This is a genomic window from Sporosarcina thermotolerans, from assembly GCF_030067815.1.
GTDB lineage: Bacteria > Bacillota > Bacilli > Bacillales_A > Planococcaceae > Sporosarcina > Sporosarcina thermotolerans.
In genome coordinates this window covers 3,126,268-3,142,124 of sequence record NZ_CP125968.1, presented here as the reverse complement: position 1 = coordinate 3,142,124, position 15,857 = coordinate 3,126,268, and the positions used below count along the sequence as shown (strand labels likewise).

Sequence of the window (15,857 nt, the reverse complement as noted above, 5' to 3'; positions counted from 1 at the left end):
ATATGCAGTATGATAAGGCAAACGCGAACGGGGCGAATTATGCTCCGATGATGGCAAAGCGACTTGCTATACTCTTGGCTTTCGGTTTGGTTCATGCACTATTCGTTTGGTCGGGGGACGTGCTCTTTACGTACGCGATAATGGGCTTCATAATGATTGCAGCTGTAAGAATACCGAAAAAGTGGCTTTTATGGATTGCAGCCTTAGTCTATTTGATTCCTTCGCTATTACTGATTGGTGTCATTTATTTAATGACAATATACGACCCCAATCAGCTGATGGAAGGTTTCTCGGATATCCAACAGATTGAAAGGGCTATAACTGCCTATGGGCATGGGACATATGTAGAAGTGCTTGCGTTCAGGATTTCAGAATGGTTATTGTTCGGAATGACAGGCACATTTATGGGAGTTTTCATGATTCTTCCGCTTATTATGATTGGCGCGGCTTTCTCCAAAATGAAGTTATTTGAACGTGCCTCTGAATGGAAAGGGCGAATTGCCCTCGTTACTATTTTAAGCCTAACAATCGGGATTTTCATTAAATCATGGCCATATATGGACACCCACACGTCCTACAATACGTTGATCCAGCAACTAATTGGAGGTCCAATATTGGCAATCGGATATGCGGGAATCATTATCCTTTTATGTCAATTGCCTATTTTCATGACCATTTTCCGACCTGTTTCAAAAGCGGGACGTATGTCATTGACGACGTACTTGATGCAATCTGTCATTGGAACACTGCTATTTTACAATTACGGATTGGGACTATACGGGAAAGTGGATATAGAGACAGGAACAATGATAGCTGTAGGGATTTTTGCCATTCAAGTGATTTTTGCGGAACTATGGCTTATGAAGTTCAGGATGGGGCCGTTTGAATGGTTATGGCGCAAAGGGACCTACGGCAGAGATGCCTTCGGTAGAAATTTGCCGAAAAAAGAGGAGAACGGGAAAGTTTTGTAGAATTAATGGATATATAAGCGTAGGTGCTTATATGATTGATTAAATGAAGTGTTATCCAAATTATGAGGAAGGATGGGCTTGTACATGAAACTTTTATCGTTCCGGTTTGAAGGCAAAACATTATTCGGTCCGAAAGTGAAAAAAGAGGAAGCGGTCTGGGATGTGAAATCAATTGCCGAGACATTCGGTGAAAAGGATTTCCCTTCAACAATCATCGAGGGAATCGCAGGAGGTTTGGAGTTTGTTGAAAAGGTGAGGAAACTTGCCGAACAGGCTCGGAATAGTGAAAATCCGGAACAATTCAAACATGCTTTTACGGATATCGAATGGCTTTCTCCAATTCCACGGACGCCAAAGAATGTACTGTGCGTCGGCAGAAACTACGCCGAACATGCAGCGGAAATGGGCGCGGACACACCACCTGAAAAATTGATGATCTTCACAAAATCACCGACTTCGATTGCTGCTGACGAACAGGACCTTCCAATTCACGCAGACCTCACGGAGAACATGGACTATGAAGGCGAATTGGCTATTGTGATTGGTAAGAAAGGGAGTAAAATTCCGAAACAACTTGCCTATGACCACGTTTTCGGCTATACAATTGCAAACGACGTGACTGCACGGGATATACAATATGGCCATAAACAGTTCTTCCTTGGGAAAAGCTTGGATGGTACTTGTCCAATGGGTCCGTATATCGTGACGAAGGATGAAATTCCGAATCCGCATCAGCTTTCGATTGCAACAAAGGTGAATGGTGAATTACGCCAAAATGGAAATACAGCTGATATGATTTTCAAAATAGATGAGTTGATCTCTGAAATCTCGAAATTTGTCACGCTGGAGATAGGCGATGTCATTCTGACCGGAACACCTGCAGGGGTCGGAAAGGGAATGAACCCACCGAAATACCTGAAGGCGGGAGATACAGTGAAGATTTCCATCGAGAATATCGGTACGCTTGTTAATCGTTTCGTGTAAACCATTTTTCTATATTGGCAAGCCCTTCTATGATAGGATAAATAGGAATTATAATAGATGAGGTGAACAGTTTGGGATTTTTGTCGGATACAACCCATTTTCATATTTTCACATGGGTCGTTGGTATAATCGTTTTTCTCGTCGCAGCTGTAATGGCTAACGGGACGAAAGGCAAGAAAATTACGCATATGATCGCACGCCTATTCTATGTGCTGATCCTTATTTCAGGCGTTGCGCTTTTCATCAAAGGTATGGATTATGGCAGAGGTGCTGAATACGGTATCAAATTCCTTCTTGGTTTAGTGACAATCGGGATGATGGAAATGGTATTGGTTCGTTCTACAAAAGGAAAGCCTGTAACAATGTTCTGGATTTTGTTCTTCGTTTTCTTTTTCGTGACAATGTTCTTCGGCTTCAAATTGCCGATGGGCTTTGAATTCTTTTAATCATGATATGAAAAGGTTTGGGCCTCCGGCAAATGATGCCGGAGGTTTTATTTTTGTGAAGGTGTCCTTGCAAAAACACGCCTCCCATTCACAAATTAGACTCATTTTACCAGTGGCAATTCATTTTTTATTTCATTACATGGCGGGGAGCGTTCTGTTTTGATAAAATGGCTACAGATAGCTCGGGTAGGGAGGCTTTTTTTGTGAAAAGAAAACGTTTTACTGGCTTTGTTGCATGTTTTTTACTGTTCATCTCAACAGTTTTACCGGCAAATGCTTCAGCCAAAGTAGATACAAGCATTGCTGATGAAAGCATATATGATTTATTGGTGGATCGCTATAATAACGGTGATCGCAAGAATGATTTGGATGCTGATATTCATGATGACTATGCATTCCATGGTGGGGATTTTGTTGGAATCCATGCCCGATTGCAGCATATTATTGAAATGGGCTTCACGATGATTTCCATCGGGCCGGTATTTAAGTCCGAGTCCTATGATGGAAAAAAAGCGTTGTCTTACTCCGAATTGGATCCGCATTTTGGAACAGATGACGAGCTTAAGGATTTGGTTGAGGAAGTCCATAAACAGAAGATGAAAGTGATTGCGGATTTTCCGTTAGGCAAAGTGGGTGCAGATCATGAGTGGACCAAAGATCGTACGTATAAATTCACGCATTCCGCGGATGGTACAGTCGATTGGAATACTTCTGATCCAAAAGTTCGTGAGGATTTGATCAGGGCAGTAGTTGATTTTGTAATAACATATGATTTGGATGGTATTCGTCTTACGCAATTGGACGGATTTGACGATGCTTATTTGAATGAAATGATTAACGCTATCCACGGTGCTCAGGAAGGTTCATATGTTTTGACGAATGAGGAAAGCGCTGCGAATTTCGATTCTACTCCAAGTGGCACGAAGATGGATATCCTTCGTGAAACATTCATGACGATAGATCCGGATTCATCGAATATGGAAACTTTCAAAGACAATGACGAAACTAGATTGATTCAATTCGATGATCTAACAGGACCACGTCTCACGTATGATATGGTTGAATTGAGGATGTTCCCGCCGACCCGATGGAAAGTGGCAGCAACGGCACTCTTCACGCTTCCTGGCGTTCCGCTTATGACGTATGGGACTGAAATCGCGGTGAACGGAAAAGAAGCTCCTGAAAGCCATCCGTTATTCAATTTCAAGACAGATATGGAGTTCAAGGAATTGATCGGCAATCTGAATCTGTTGCGTAATAAATCGGATACACTTCGTAATGGTGAATTTGAATTGCTTCACAACAAAGATGGATTCATCGTTTACAAACGTTCTTCCGAAGACGAGACATGGCTCATTGCTGTTAACAATACATCGAAGACTGCCAACGTGGAAATTCCGATTGAAAAGATTGGCGAAAATAAAAAGTTACGCGGCCTCTTAGACGGCGATCTGATCCGTGAATCGGATGATGGTGTTTTCCGAGTCGTTTTAGATAGGGAAATCGCGGAAGTGTATATCGCTGATGATGATAAAGGATTCAATACTCCTTACTTAATCGCATCGATTCTTGTCTATGTAATTTTCCTTGGATTCCTGTTCATTATGATAAAAAAAGGACGAGAACGAAGAAAAGTAGAAAGTAAAAAAGCTTAATCATTTATTACAAAATGCCTTTTCATGACACGGACAAAACCGTGTTTGAAAAGGCATTTTATTAGTAAGTCATTAATTTAATTTATTCAAAAAGAAAATTGCGATTGTTCCAGGGCCGGCATGTGATCCTATAACGGAACCAATCATATGGACTTCCACATTTTTCGGTTTGAACTTCTCTTCGATCATCGTCTTCACTTCATTTGCTGTAGCCTCATCATCCCCGTGACTAATTGCAATTGTTTGTTCAGACAATTCGCTTCCGCGCTCTTCCATTAAATCTAAAATTCGGCGGAACACTTTTTACGGCCACGGTGTTTCTCGATTGGTACAAGCTTACCATTTTCGACATGCAGTAAAGGTTTGATGTTCAATAAACCTCCGATGAATGCACTCGCCTTGGAAACTCGACCGCCTTTTGCCAAATAATCAAGATCTTCAACAGTGAAAAGATGCTCCATATGGGCAGCCATACTACGGATTTTCCGCTCGATTGTCCGGACATCATCACCCGAATCACGTAAACGGACTGCCTCCTTCACTAATAAGCCGTGTCCAAGTGAAGCGCAACGAGAGTCAATAATGACTAAATTAAAGTTCGGATTTCCTTCCTTTACTTGGTCTCTCATCATGACGGCAGTGTTGTACGTACCCGAAAGTTCCGAGGAAAAAGCGATATATAAGCCTTCTTCGTCAGATTCCGCAAGCTCCTTCCAAAAGGAAAGTAGTGACTCTGGAGATGCTTGTGATGTTTTCGGATGCTTACCATTACGGATTGCATCGAAAACCTCTTTGAGTCGATTTCAATGACATCATCATATTCCTTGTCATCGATCAAAACACTTAATGGGATCAATGTTACATCATTTTCATCAAAAAATGATTTTGGTAAATCTGAACCGCTATCCGCAAAAATTCTCATTAGGGACCCCTCACATTCTTTTTATATTTTATTCTGTAAAAACAGTCGTTCTTTCAATACTTCTGCGATACCGTCTTCGTTATTTGAAAGCGTCACTTCATCCGCAATAGATTTTAGTCGGTCAATACCATTGCCCATTGCAACCCCGACTCCAGCGTAATCAATCATTTCCAAATCATTGTCTTCATCTCCGAAAGCGATAATTCGCTCGCGAGGAATACCGAGCCACTTGGAAACATGTGAGATACCGACTGCTTTATTCAACCCATGACGGACGATTTCAATGACATCCACGGTGCTCCCCAGTTCCTATGGTCTATCACTTCGGCATGCACTTCGGCGAGATGTCTTCGTATCGGGTCGACAGAATCAGATTCAGCCTGGATAAGCAAACTTGTAGGATCGACCTCTAACATTGTTCTGATATCGCCTTCCTTGATGACTGGATTTCCAAAATTGAATATATCCAAAAGTTTTGTGTCATGATACTGCAAGTACACATCATCCATCACTTCGGCCACAATATTATGAAGTCGGAAATCCTGCATCGCATCGACTACATCTTTTACGACAGGAAGTGAAATCGTTTCATGGATTGTTTTCCAAGAGCGGTCGGTTGGATGGTGAACGAATGCACCGTTGAAATTGACTATTGGCGTCTTTAATCCAAGTTCGCGGTAGTACATTGCACTTGCGCGATATGGACGACCCGTTGCAATCATTATTTGGTGGCCTTGTTCCTCTGCTTGTTTCAATGTATTTGCTGTTTTTTCGATATGATTTTTTCATCTGTTAGCAATGTCCCGTCAAGGTCAAGGACGATTAAATGCGGTTCCATCGTTCCGCCCCCCTTTTTTAAAGAATTCGTTATCTATCTTGTCTTATACCCTATTTTCAGTTTATCGTTCATAGAGGTGGTGAGTCAAAAAATTCCATCACGTAACCGTACCTTTTGTTTTTCTACGAAAACTTTGATACGATTTAAGGAAAAGTACAGAAGGTGTTTGAATGCTTGTCAAAGAAGAACTGGAGCAATATACCATTACTGCATATTGTGGACGAAACATTGGAAGATAGCAACATTCCAGCAGTCATTTTCCTACATGGGTTCACGAGTGCCAAGGAGCACAACCTTCATTATGCATACAATATCGCGAAGAAGGGGTTACGTGTCATATTACCGGAAGCCCATCTTCATGGCGTTCGTGATGAAGGTCTGGATGAAGTTCAGCTAAGCTTGCGGTTCTGGGAAATCGTTCTCACATCAATTGAAGAAATGGGTATTCTCCATAGGGAATTGATTGAAAAAGGTGTTCATAAAATTGGAATGGGTGGGACCTCGATGGGTGGCATTACGACACTCGGATGCATGACTGCCTATCCTTGGATTGACGCGGCTACAGTCATGATGGGGGCGCCTGGATACGTAGAACTAGCAAAAGCTCAAATTGCCCAATTTGAAAATAGAGGTTTTAAATTACCGATATCTGATGAGGAAAGAAAATCCCTGCTTGAAACATTGGCTATATTTGATATGACGAAACATAGGCAGAAACTTAATAAGCGACCGGTATTCTTTTGGCATGGTGAACAAGATACAACGGTTCCATTCGAACCCACATTTAACTTCTTCAATGCAGCAAAAAAGATTATAAAGAGACGCCTGAGCGTTTTGAATTCATCTCCGACCCAACAGCAGGACATGCCGTTTCAAGAACGGGCATGTTGCGCGCTACGGATTGGTTCGCGAGTTATTTGAATGAATAGGTCCATCTTTGATATGATGAAAGAAGAACAAATACGGAAAGGGGAATTTACAATGAATGATGATATGAAGGGCAGCCTAATGGGCGCTCTCGAAAACGTAATCGATCCAGAGTTAGGTATTGATATTGTCAATTTAGGACTCGTCTACGATGCTGAAATGGTGGATGAAGGTACTGCAAAGGTCACAATGACATTGACATCAATGGGTTGTCCAATGGGACCTCAGATAGTTTCGAATATCAAGCAGGAACTTATGGAACTGCCAGAAGTGAAGGACGTTGACGTTAACATCGTCTGGAATCCACCATGGTCCCGTGATAATATGTCCCGCTACGCAAAAATGGCGTTAGGCGTACGATAATAGAAGAAAATCAAGGCTGTTTGACTATTTGTCATGCAGTCTTTTTTTTATGGGAATAGCGCTTGTTTCATGTGTTTTGAGAAAGGTACGGATAGAAATGAGGAAGTGCAATACACTTTACTTATATGAAAAATCAGCTTATAATTTAATTAATCAAAGATAGTCAAAGTCAAACTAATGAGGTGAATGTATATGAGAATGGGCGGCATGCAAGAAGATCAACGTACACCACTTGAGCAATTTGGTCGAAATCTTGTTGAAGATGTGAAGAACGGAAAGATGGATCCCGTTATTGGACGTGACGAAGAAATCCGAAATGTCATCCGAATTTTATCTAGGAAAACAAAAAACAATCCTGTCCTTATTGGGGAGCCCGGAGTAGGGAAGACGGCAATTGTCGAAGGCCTTGCTCAACGAATCGTCAAAGGCGATGTGCCTGAGGGATTGAAAGATCGGCAAATTTTTGAATTGGATATGAGCTCCCTCATCGCAGGTGCCAAATACCGTGGCGAGTTCGAAGAGCGTTTAAAGGGTGTCTTGAAGCAGGTGAAGGATAGTGATGGGGAAATTATTCTTTTCATCGACGAAATCCATACGATTGTAGGCGCCGGAAAACTGAAGGTGCGATGGATGCGGGGAATATGTTGAAACCGATGCTTGCACGCGGTGAGTTGTATTGCATCGGAGCGACGACACTTGACGAGTACCGAATGTATATAGAAAAGGATCCCGCACTCGAACGCCGTTTCCAACAGGTGCTCGTGCGTGAACCGTCGGTGGAAGATACAATTTCGATTTTACGCGGTTTGAAAGAAAGATTTGAGCTACACCATGGTGTTCGTATCCATGACCGTGCAATAGTCGCTGCAGCTACATTGTCGGATCGTTATTTAACAGAACGTTTCATGCCGGACAAGGCAATCGACCTCATTGATGAGGCGAGCGCCATGATTCGGACGGAAATTGACTCGATGCCTCAGGAGCTCGATTCGGTCACACGTCGGATTATGCAGCTTGAAATTGAGGAACAGGCATTGCGGAAAGAGAAGGATGCAATCAGCCAAACCCGCTTGGAAGCATTACGTACGGAGTTACAGGAATTAAAGGATTCGTCATCCGATATGCGTCAGCAATGGAATAAAGAAAAGGAAACACTGCGCGAAATCCAATCGAAACGCGAGGAGCTGGACAGATATCGCCGAGAGTTGGAAGATGCGCAGAACCGCTTCGATTTGAATAAAGCTGCAGAGTTGCAGTACGGCAAGATTCCTGAATTGGAAAAAGAACTGCAGGCAATGGAAGGACCGTTAGCCAACAGTTCTGAAAATCGTTTGCTTCGCGAAGAAGTGACGGAAGATGAAATCGCGATGATCGTTGCCCGCTGGACAGGAATTCCGGTTACGAAACTTGTTGAAGGTGAAAGGGAGAAATTGCTACGTCTTGGTGAAACGTTGGAAAAACGGGTTATCGGACAAGATAATGCTGTTCAGCTTGTCACAGAAGCTGTTTGGCGTGCGAGGGCAGGCATTAAGGATCCGGATAAACCAATAGGATCATTTCTATTTCTTGGACCGACTGGAGTCGGAAAGACAGAACTGGCGAAGACTCTCGCTGCGTGCATTTTCGATTCAGAAGATCATTTTATCCGAATCGACATGTCTGAGTATATGGAGAAACACAGTGTATCCCGACTCGTCGGTGCACCTCCTGGTTATATAGGCTATGAAGAGGGAGGCCAGTTGACGGAAGCGGTGCGCCGGAACCCGTATTCAGTCGTACTGCTTGATGAAATCGAGAAGGCGCATCCTGATGTATCGAATATTTTGCTTCAAGTCCTGGATGATGGCCGTATTACCGATAGCCAGGGAAGACTCGTTAATTTTACGAATACAGTTGTAATCATGACATCTAATATTGGTTCAGCCTTCTTGTTGGGGGGAAAATTCGATTCGGAAGATCATGCGGCGGAAGACTTAGTTATGGCTGAATTGCGCCGCCACTTTAAACCTGAGCTGTTGAATCGGATGGACGATATTATCATCTTCCATTCTTTATCAGGGGACTCATTCCGTTTGATAGCGAAAAAAATGTTAGAGAATCTCGTCAAACGGTTGGATGAGCAGGAAGTTGGCTTGGAATATAACGATGATGTCCTTGATTGGATTGTAAAGGAAGGGACAGACGCGGACTTCGGGGCAAGACCGTTGAAACGGTTTATCCAACGCCATGTTGAAACAGTAGTCGCCAAGGAGATCATTAAAGGTGAGCTGAAAGATGGGGAGAGATTAGTGTTATCAATGGATGATGGGAAACTATTGGTTGAGAAGAAGTGAATTTATAGAATTAAAAAAGCCGCGTCACCGATTTGAATCGATGGCGTGGCTTTTTTGTTGAATCAATGATCCGCTACTTCCCCTTCAGGAATAGCTGTTGTCATAAGAAGAATAATAACTGATAGGACCACTGATGCGATAATACCGGTCATGAAGTCAAACGATGCGATTCCAGCGATTGAACCAGCAACATAGTTCAACATCGACACTAAAAGAAAGGACCAGAAAAAAGTCATAATATATTTCATCGAAATCACCTCAATAAACTATTTCACCATTCATCATACCATAGCAGGCACAATCATCAAACAAAATAATTTTTAGATTTCACATTCTTTGGCGAAATCGTGTCCAGATATTGAAAAGTGAGCTCAGTTATCTTATAATTAATACCAGGTACTAATAATAGATGATAAGGAACGGGGTATGTGCTATGAATGCAGGGTTGATTGGTATAGGAAAGTTTGTCCCATCAAAAGTAGTGACAAATAAGGATCTTGAAGCTCGTATAGATACTTCTGATGAATGGATCCGCACACGCACCGGCATTGAAGAAAGACGCATTGCGGACGAAAATACAGATACATCCGACATGGCATATGAAGCTGCATTGGATGCTATAAAAAATGCAGGTATCAATGCGGAAGAGATTGGTATGATCATTGTTGCTACAGTAACTCCTGATCGTCCTTTCCCTTCTGTCGCTACGATGCTTCAAGAGCGGTTAGGTGCAAAAAATGCAGCAGCCATGGATGTTTCCGCTGCATGTGCAGGTTTCATGTACGGAGTTGTTATGGCGAAGCATTTTGTTGAAGCTGATACGTATAAGCATGTCTTAGTCGTCGGTGTTGAGAAATTATCGAAGGTAACAGATTGGGAAGATCGTAACACTGCAGTACTTTTCGGAGACGGTGCAGGAGCTGCAATCGTCAGTAAAGTGAGCGAAGGTCGAGGAATTCTTTCGTTCGAATTAGGAGCAGACGGTACAGGTGGCAAGCATTTATACCAAGACAGATACATTCGGATGAATGGACGTGAAGTATTCAAGTTTGCGGTAAGGCAAATGGGCGAATCTGCTGTCAATGTTACGGAAAAAGCAGGTTTGACTACTGAAGACGTGGATTATTTGGTACCTCACCAAGCAAATATCCGAATCATGGAATCTTCACGTGAACGTCTTGGATTGCCAGTAGAAAAGATGTCCAAATCCGTCCATAAATACGGAAACACCTCAGCTGCCTCTATTCCGATTTCATTAGTTGATGATTTACAGGAAGGCAGAGTCAAAGATGACGACATCGTTGTATTGGTAGGTTTCGGCGGAGGCCTCACATGGGGCGCTTTATGTATTAAATGGGGAAAATAATCACGGATTACTATATACTTGATAAAGAATATTGTTATTGATTGCAAACTATAGGATTGTAGCGAAAGGCGGCGACTCCTGCGGGAAAAGCGTCAGCAGAAGACCCCGCAACGAAGCGTAGCGAAGTGAGGAGGCTGAAGCGACGCCCGCGGAAAGCGTCCGCCTGTAGCGTAAATCCGATTTAAATTACTTGTAATGATGAAAGGGAGTTTTCAGGAATGGAAAAACGTCGTGTCGTTGTTACTGGAATAGGTGCTGTTTCTCCAGTAGGAAATTCCGCGGAAGAATCGTGGGAAGCGGTATTGAATGGAAAGTCGGGAATCGGCCTGCTAACAAGATTAGACAGTGATCAATTCCCTGTTAAGGTTGCAGCGGAAGTAAAAGATTTTGATATTGAAGAATATATCCCTAGAAAAGACGCCCGGAAAATGGACAGATTTACACATTATGCAATGGCAGCGTCCATCATGGCAATGAAAGATGCAAACCTCGAATTAGACGAAGAGACCGCTCTACGTACAGGAGTCTGGATTGGATCTGGAATCGGTGGCATGGAAACCCATGAACAGCAATTCAAAACATTCCTTGAAAAAGGATATCGCCGAGTAAGTCCATTCTTCGTACCGATGATGATCCCGGACATGGCTTCTGGTCAAGTATCCATCCACTTCGGAGCGAAGGGCATTAACTCATGTACAGTTACAGCATGTGCATCAGGTACGAACTCTATTGGAGACGCATTTGAAGTCATTAAACGCGGCGACGCAGATGTAATGATCACAGGAGGCGCAGAAGCACCAATTACAACTATGGCTGTTGCTGGCTTCTGTTCAAACACTGCATTGTCATTGAACCCGGACCCTGCATCCGCATCTCGTCCGTTCGATAAAGAACGGGATGGCTTCGTCATTGGCGAAGGAGCAGGAATCCTAATCTTGGAAGAATATGAACATGCGGTGAAACGCGGAGCGAAAATCTACGCGGAAATCGTTGGGTACGGCTCAACTGGAGACGCGCACCATATTACAGCTCCTGCACCGGAAGGCGAAGGCGGCGCGCGTGCGATGGTACAGGCACTCGACGAAGCAGAAATCAGCCCGGATAAAATCGACTATATTAATGCACACGGTACAAGCACGCCATATAACGATCTATTCGAAACGATGGCAGCGAAAACTGTATTCGGTGAGCATGCTTATAAGCTTGCGATAAGCTCAACTAAATCGATGACAGGTCACTTGTTAGGCGCGGCTGGTGGATTGGAAGCAATCTTCACAGTGAAAGCATTACAAGAAGGGATCCTGCCTCCAACAATGAATTATGTGAGCACAGACCCTGAATGTGATCTTGACTATGTTCCGAATACTGCCCGTAAAGCGGACATCAATTATGCGATGAGCAACTCATTAGGCTTCGGCGGACATAACGCTTCACTTGTGTTTAAGAAAATATAAATAAGAAAAGCTCCCTATTTAGAGGTCATCTTCTAAATGGGGAGCTTATTTTCATATGATAAGAAAAAGCAAAAGGGCGATGTTCATGACACGTATATTCCTCTTCCTTCTCAGCTACGGACTTATAGTAGTTTCCGTATCACATATGATTTTTTATTTTAATTATATTTCACTTGGCTATAGTTGGACGCAGATATTTTTATTCATTATCCGGACCTTTGATTTCACCCTATTTGTAATAGCGTCCGTTTTACTTCTGCTTACCGTCTTCTTCCAATTCCCATCGCGGACTCCATCTTCTTAAGTGTGGCGGTTGCGATTTTATTCGCTTTTTCAGCACCTCTGTCTAAATGTACATCCAGCTCGGAGGAATTTAAAAGATCCGCATAGCGTTCTTGAATAGGTGTCAGATGTCCGATAATTGCTTCCGCAACTCCTGCCTTAAAAGCGCCGTATCCGAGACCTTCATATTTTACTTCAAGATCAGGAATTAAAATGCCGCTTAATGCGGATTCGATTGTTAGTAGATTCGAGACACCAGGTTTATTTGTTTCGTCGAATTTAACAATTCCGTCAGAATCCGTTACCGCACTTTTAACTTTCTTCTCAATTTCTTTCGGTGTATCCAAAATCGCAACTGTTCCCTTTTTATTTGGGTCGGATTTGCTCATTTTCTTCAAAGGGTCTTGAAGTGATTTAATGCGAGCACCGACTTTAGGTATGCGGATTTCTGGTATCGTTAGGACATTACCGTACCTTTTGTTGAAACGTTCTGCCAGGTCGCGTGTTAATTCAACGTGTTGCTTTTGGTCTTCACCGACAGGGACGACATGCGTATTATAGATAAGGATATCCGCCGCCATTAATGGGGGATATGTTAGTAATGCTGCGGATACACCTTCTTTTCCTTCAGACTTATCTTTGAATTGAGTCATTCGTTCGAGTTCACCAATATACGAAATACATTGCATCATCCATCCAGCTTGGGCATGTGCGGGTACTTCTGATTGGATGAATAGTGTGGATTTTTCCGGGTCAATTCCACTGGCTATGTAGATGGCTGCAAGCGAGCGGATTGTTTTTGATAGTTCGTCTGGATCTTGTTGTACAGTGATGGCATGTTGGTCTACGATACAGAACCTGCAGTCGAAGTCGTTTTGAAGTTCTGTAAATTGTTTAATAGCCCCGATATAGTTCCCTAATGTTACTGTACCTGTCGGCTGCACACCTGAAAAAATAGTTTTCATTCTTACTCCTCCTTAAAATAGACTTCCGCTACAGACGGACGCTTTCCGGGGGGCGGGCGGTGAGCCTCCTCGGTCGCTACGCGACACTGCGGGGTCTCACCTGTCCCGCTAATCCCCCAGGAGTCGCCGCCTTTCGCTCCAGTCAAATAAATACCAATACCTAATGAAAATAAATAATAATATAAAACAAAAAAACACCAGTCATCCCTAAAAAGGGACGACTGATGTTGATCAACCGTGGTACCACCCGAATTAGCCCGTAAAAGGCCACTCAAATCCCATAACGCGGGAGACGTGATTGACTACTGGGAGACAAAGCAAACCCTCATTCGCCAATCAAGCTCAGGAATCCAATTCTTCTTGTACGTCTTGCCTGTTTACACCAGCCACAGGCTCTCTGATAAGTCGATACAAGAGTACTCTTTCCGTCTTTGCTTTTTAAAAGTATTAGTGTCAAAAGTATAGTACGACTTTGTACAGAATGCAATAGGGAAAACTTGAATAGACAAAAAAACAGAGGAACTGAGGTTTTTCGACAATTAATTACGGGAATAGGAGACTTGCTCTATTCAATAGATTTTTGCTTTGGTAGAATAAATGAAAGAGAGGATGTGCCCTATGAAGAAAATGAAGTTTTTGAGTTCGCTAATGCTTGCGGCTGCAGTTGCGATTCCAACGATTGTCTATGCCGATGAAACTATAAAAGATATTGACTTTGCGGAACGTACATATGGATTTGAAGAAATGGATGAAGCGATTGTAGCGAGCTCAAAATTATACCGTTTTGATTCCGGGTTAGTCTTTGAATACCCGGATGCGGTTAGAGGAATTTACGTCACTGGACATTCTGCCGGGGGAGCCCGATTCGAAAGATTGTTGAATCTGATTGGTTCAACGGATTTGAATGCAATGGTTATTGACATCAAAGACGATTTCGGGAATTTGACATATAAGCCTCAGGAAGTTTCCCCGTTGTTTGATCTCGGAATTGGAAAACCGTATATTAAGGACCCTCAAAATATGCTCAAGACGCTTGAAGCGGAGGGGGTGTACCCAATTGCAAGAATTGTTGTGTTCAAAGATAGTGTCCTCGCAGAACAACGACCGGATCTATCCTTCATGGATGGGGATCAGGTATGGAAGAACGGAAGGAAAGAATCATTTGTCAATCCGTTTATGAAAGAAGTCTGGGATCATAACGTTGAAATTGCGATAGAAGCTGCGAAGATGGGGTTCCAAGAGATCCAGTTTGACTATGTTCGTTTCCCGGAAGGCTTTGAAAATAGAGCTGATATACTTGGATATACGATGGAAGACTACGAGGATTCGGAGCTTGACACTGTGCAACGAAGGGTTGAGGCAGTTACGGATTTTGTTGCCTATGCACGTGAAAAGTTAAAGCCGTACGACGTTGATGTATCGGTAGATATTTTCGGCTACTCTGCAACATTGCCGGAAGCACCAGGTATCGGACAAAACTTTTCTAAGATTTCCGAGAATGTGGATGTCATTTCGTCTATGATTTACCCAAGCCACTGGACCTCCTATTTCGGAATTTCGAAACCCGACCTTGAACCATATCGCCTTGTGACTGAATATGCGAAGGTTGAAAATGCTAAATTAGGGGAACTTGAGAATCCACCTATTTCTCGTCCTTGGCTTCAAGATTTCAGTGCACCTTGGTTAGGTGCAGGGAATTATCTTCGTTATGGTAAAAATGAGGTCGAGGCACAGATTAAAGCCTTGAATGAGAACGGTATTAACGAATTCCTACTATGGAATGCCGGTAATTCATATACAGAAGGCGTAGATTATACGCCGTAAACAAAAACGTAGGGGGTAAGTTTTTATTAAAAGTCAAGAGATAACATGTTCCTCTTGATACATCAGCATCCTTCATAGAATGTGCAACATTATATGAGCTATATTAATTGAACAACAGGAGATTGTCATTGACGATCTCTTTTATGTCGTATCGGGCCATAACATGTAGTAGAAACATCTAGTATGTAGCACTTTTTTGATGCCTACTAAATGGGTAAATGTGGTACTATGATATAGATAGCTCTTCAAGAAACGGGCCATATTGCGGAATTGTATTTGAACTAAAGGACAATCTAGTAAGATGATTAAAAAGTTGTTGAATTCTGATTGTTAATGTGGTATTATTTTCTTAATGTATGGAAAGGGAGTGAGATTATGCAATTCATAAACTTAATGAAGTTAACCTTGGGAATTGAATTTTTGCGTCTCACTCATTCGGATTTATATTGAAAAATGGTTTACCATCACATCATGATGTGCGACTTGTTAGAAGCATTTCTATTTTGAATTAACACTTAAGCCACAGG

General features: G+C 42.6%; 12 protein-coding genes, 3 pseudogenes and 1 other annotated feature. Of the genes and pseudogenes, 11 read left to right on the top strand and 4 right to left on the bottom strand.

All coding sequences use genetic code 11. The annotated features are described in order from the left end of the window. The first annotated feature begins 2 nt into the window (after positions 1-2). The 4 genes from QNH10_RS17715 (at position 3) to QNH10_RS17700 (ending at position 4,056) form a co-directional block, all read left to right on the top strand. Positions 3-971, top strand: coding sequence for a DUF418 domain-containing protein (locus QNH10_RS17715; protein ID WP_283732614.1), 969 nt, complete (start codon positions 3-5; stop codon positions 969-971). A gap of 84 nt (positions 972-1,055) precedes the next feature. Further along, positions 1,056-1,955, top strand: a complete 900-nt coding sequence (locus QNH10_RS17710) for a fumarylacetoacetate hydrolase family protein (RefSeq protein ID WP_283732613.1) — start codon at positions 1,056-1,058, stop codon at positions 1,953-1,955. Positions 1,956-2,026: 71 nt separating this feature from the next. Continuing rightward, positions 2,027-2,401: a YisL family protein gene (locus QNH10_RS17705; RefSeq protein WP_283732612.1), complete on the top strand. Its 375-nt coding sequence runs from the start codon at positions 2,027-2,029 to the stop codon at positions 2,399-2,401. Between the two features lie 203 nt (positions 2,402-2,604). Further along, on the top strand, positions 2,605-4,056 hold the full coding sequence (locus tag QNH10_RS17700; protein ID WP_283732611.1) for an alpha-amylase family glycosyl hydrolase: 1,452 nt from the start codon (positions 2,605-2,607) through the stop codon (positions 4,054-4,056). A 72-nt stretch (positions 4,057-4,128) separates the two neighbouring features. On the opposite strand, the pseudogene QNH10_RS17695 reads toward QNH10_RS17700, so the two are convergent. After that, positions 4,129-4,978, bottom strand: a pseudogene (locus tag QNH10_RS17695) (DegV family protein). A 21-nt stretch (positions 4,979-4,999) separates the two neighbouring features. Next, positions 5,000-5,816 (bottom strand): annotated as a pseudogene (locus tag QNH10_RS17690) (Cof-type HAD-IIB family hydrolase). 174 nt (positions 5,817-5,990) lie between these two features. Here QNH10_RS17690 and QNH10_RS17685 point away from each other — a divergent pair. From QNH10_RS17685 to QNH10_RS17675, 3 genes and pseudogenes are all read left to right on the top strand, one after another. Next, the gene (locus tag QNH10_RS17685) at positions 5,991-6,737 is read left to right on the top strand and encodes a prolyl oligopeptidase family serine peptidase (RefSeq protein WP_347177916.1); all 747 of its coding nucleotides are present in this window, start codon (positions 5,991-5,993) and stop codon (positions 6,735-6,737) included. A gap of 60 nt (positions 6,738-6,797) precedes the next feature. Continuing rightward, entirely contained in the window at positions 6,798-7,106 is a 309-nt protein-coding gene (locus QNH10_RS17680; protein ID WP_283734681.1) for a metal-sulfur cluster assembly factor, read from the top strand. Positions 7,107-7,304: 198 nt separating this feature from the next. Next, positions 7,305-9,439, top strand: a pseudogene (locus QNH10_RS17675) (ATP-dependent Clp protease ATP-binding subunit). Positions 9,440-9,501: 62 nt separating this feature from the next. On the opposite strand, the gene QNH10_RS17670 reads toward QNH10_RS17675, so the two are convergent. Continuing rightward, positions 9,502-9,687 (bottom strand): YjzD family protein, encoded by a 186-nt coding sequence (locus tag QNH10_RS17670; protein WP_283732610.1) that lies wholly within the window; start codon positions 9,685-9,687, stop codon positions 9,502-9,504. 185 nt (positions 9,688-9,872) lie between these two features. On the opposite strand from QNH10_RS17670, the gene QNH10_RS17665 reads away from it, so the two are divergent. The 3 genes from QNH10_RS17665 to QNH10_RS21390 all read left to right on the top strand — a co-directional run bounded on the left by QNH10_RS17665 (position 9,873) and on the right by QNH10_RS21390 (position 12,563). Then, positions 9,873-10,805 (top strand): beta-ketoacyl-ACP synthase III, encoded by a 933-nt coding sequence (locus QNH10_RS17665; RefSeq protein ID WP_283732609.1) that lies wholly within the window; start codon positions 9,873-9,875, stop codon positions 10,803-10,805. 218 nt (positions 10,806-11,023) lie between these two features. Continuing rightward, positions 11,024-12,259 carry a beta-ketoacyl-ACP synthase II gene (fabF, locus tag QNH10_RS17660; RefSeq protein WP_283732608.1) on the top strand — a complete coding sequence of 412 codons (1,236 nt, stop codon included), beginning with the start codon at positions 11,024-11,026 and terminating at the stop codon, positions 12,257-12,259. A gap of 55 nt (positions 12,260-12,314) precedes the next feature. Continuing rightward, positions 12,315-12,563 carry a YuzI family membrane protein gene (locus QNH10_RS21390; protein WP_488199563.1) on the top strand — a complete coding sequence of 83 codons (249 nt, stop codon included), beginning with the start codon at positions 12,315-12,317 and terminating at the stop codon, positions 12,561-12,563. On the opposite strand, the gene trpS is transcribed toward QNH10_RS21390, so the two are convergent. Continuing rightward, positions 12,520-13,506, bottom strand: a complete 987-nt coding sequence (trpS, locus tag QNH10_RS17655; RefSeq protein WP_283732607.1) for a tryptophan--tRNA ligase — start codon at positions 13,504-13,506, stop codon at positions 12,520-12,522. The genes QNH10_RS21390 and trpS overlap by 44 nt on opposite strands. A 210-nt stretch (positions 13,507-13,716) precedes the next feature. Then, positions 13,717-13,947: a binding site (T-box leader), on the bottom strand. Positions 13,948-14,124: 177 nt separating this feature from the next. On the opposite strand from trpS, the gene QNH10_RS17650 reads away from it, so the two are divergent. Beyond that, positions 14,125-15,330 (top strand): putative glycoside hydrolase, encoded by a 1,206-nt coding sequence (locus tag QNH10_RS17650; RefSeq protein WP_283732606.1) that lies wholly within the window; start codon positions 14,125-14,127, stop codon positions 15,328-15,330. Positions 15,331-15,857 lie beyond the last annotated feature (527 nt).

What these genes read in the sequence shown, in the direction of transcription:
- QNH10_RS17670 (WP_283732610.1), bottom strand. Translation starts at nt 9,687, where the DNA reads ATGAAATATATTATGACTTTTTTCTGGTCCTTTCTTTTAGTGTCGATG.
- QNH10_RS21390 (WP_488199563.1), top strand. Translation starts at nt 12,315, where the DNA reads ATGATAAGAAAAAGCAAAAGGGCGATGTTCATGACACGTATATTCCTC.
- QNH10_RS17680 (WP_283734681.1), top strand. Translation starts at nt 6,798, where the DNA reads ATGAATGATGATATGAAGGGCAGCCTAATGGGCGCTCTCGAAAACGTA.
- QNH10_RS17665 (WP_283732609.1), top strand. Translation starts at nt 9,873, where the DNA reads ATGAATGCAGGGTTGATTGGTATAGGAAAGTTTGTCCCATCAAAAGTA.
- trpS (WP_283732607.1), bottom strand. Translation starts at nt 13,506, where the DNA reads ATGAAAACTATTTTTTCAGGTGTGCAGCCGACAGGTACAGTAACATTA.
- QNH10_RS17710 (WP_283732613.1), top strand. Translation starts at nt 1,056, where the DNA reads ATGAAACTTTTATCGTTCCGGTTTGAAGGCAAAACATTATTCGGTCCG.
- QNH10_RS17715 (WP_283732614.1), top strand. Translation starts at nt 3, where the DNA reads ATGCAGTATGATAAGGCAAACGCGAACGGGGCGAATTATGCTCCGATG.
- fabF (WP_283732608.1), top strand. Translation starts at nt 11,024, where the DNA reads ATGGAAAAACGTCGTGTCGTTGTTACTGGAATAGGTGCTGTTTCTCCA.
- QNH10_RS17650 (WP_283732606.1), top strand. Translation starts at nt 14,125, where the DNA reads ATGAAGAAAATGAAGTTTTTGAGTTCGCTAATGCTTGCGGCTGCAGTT.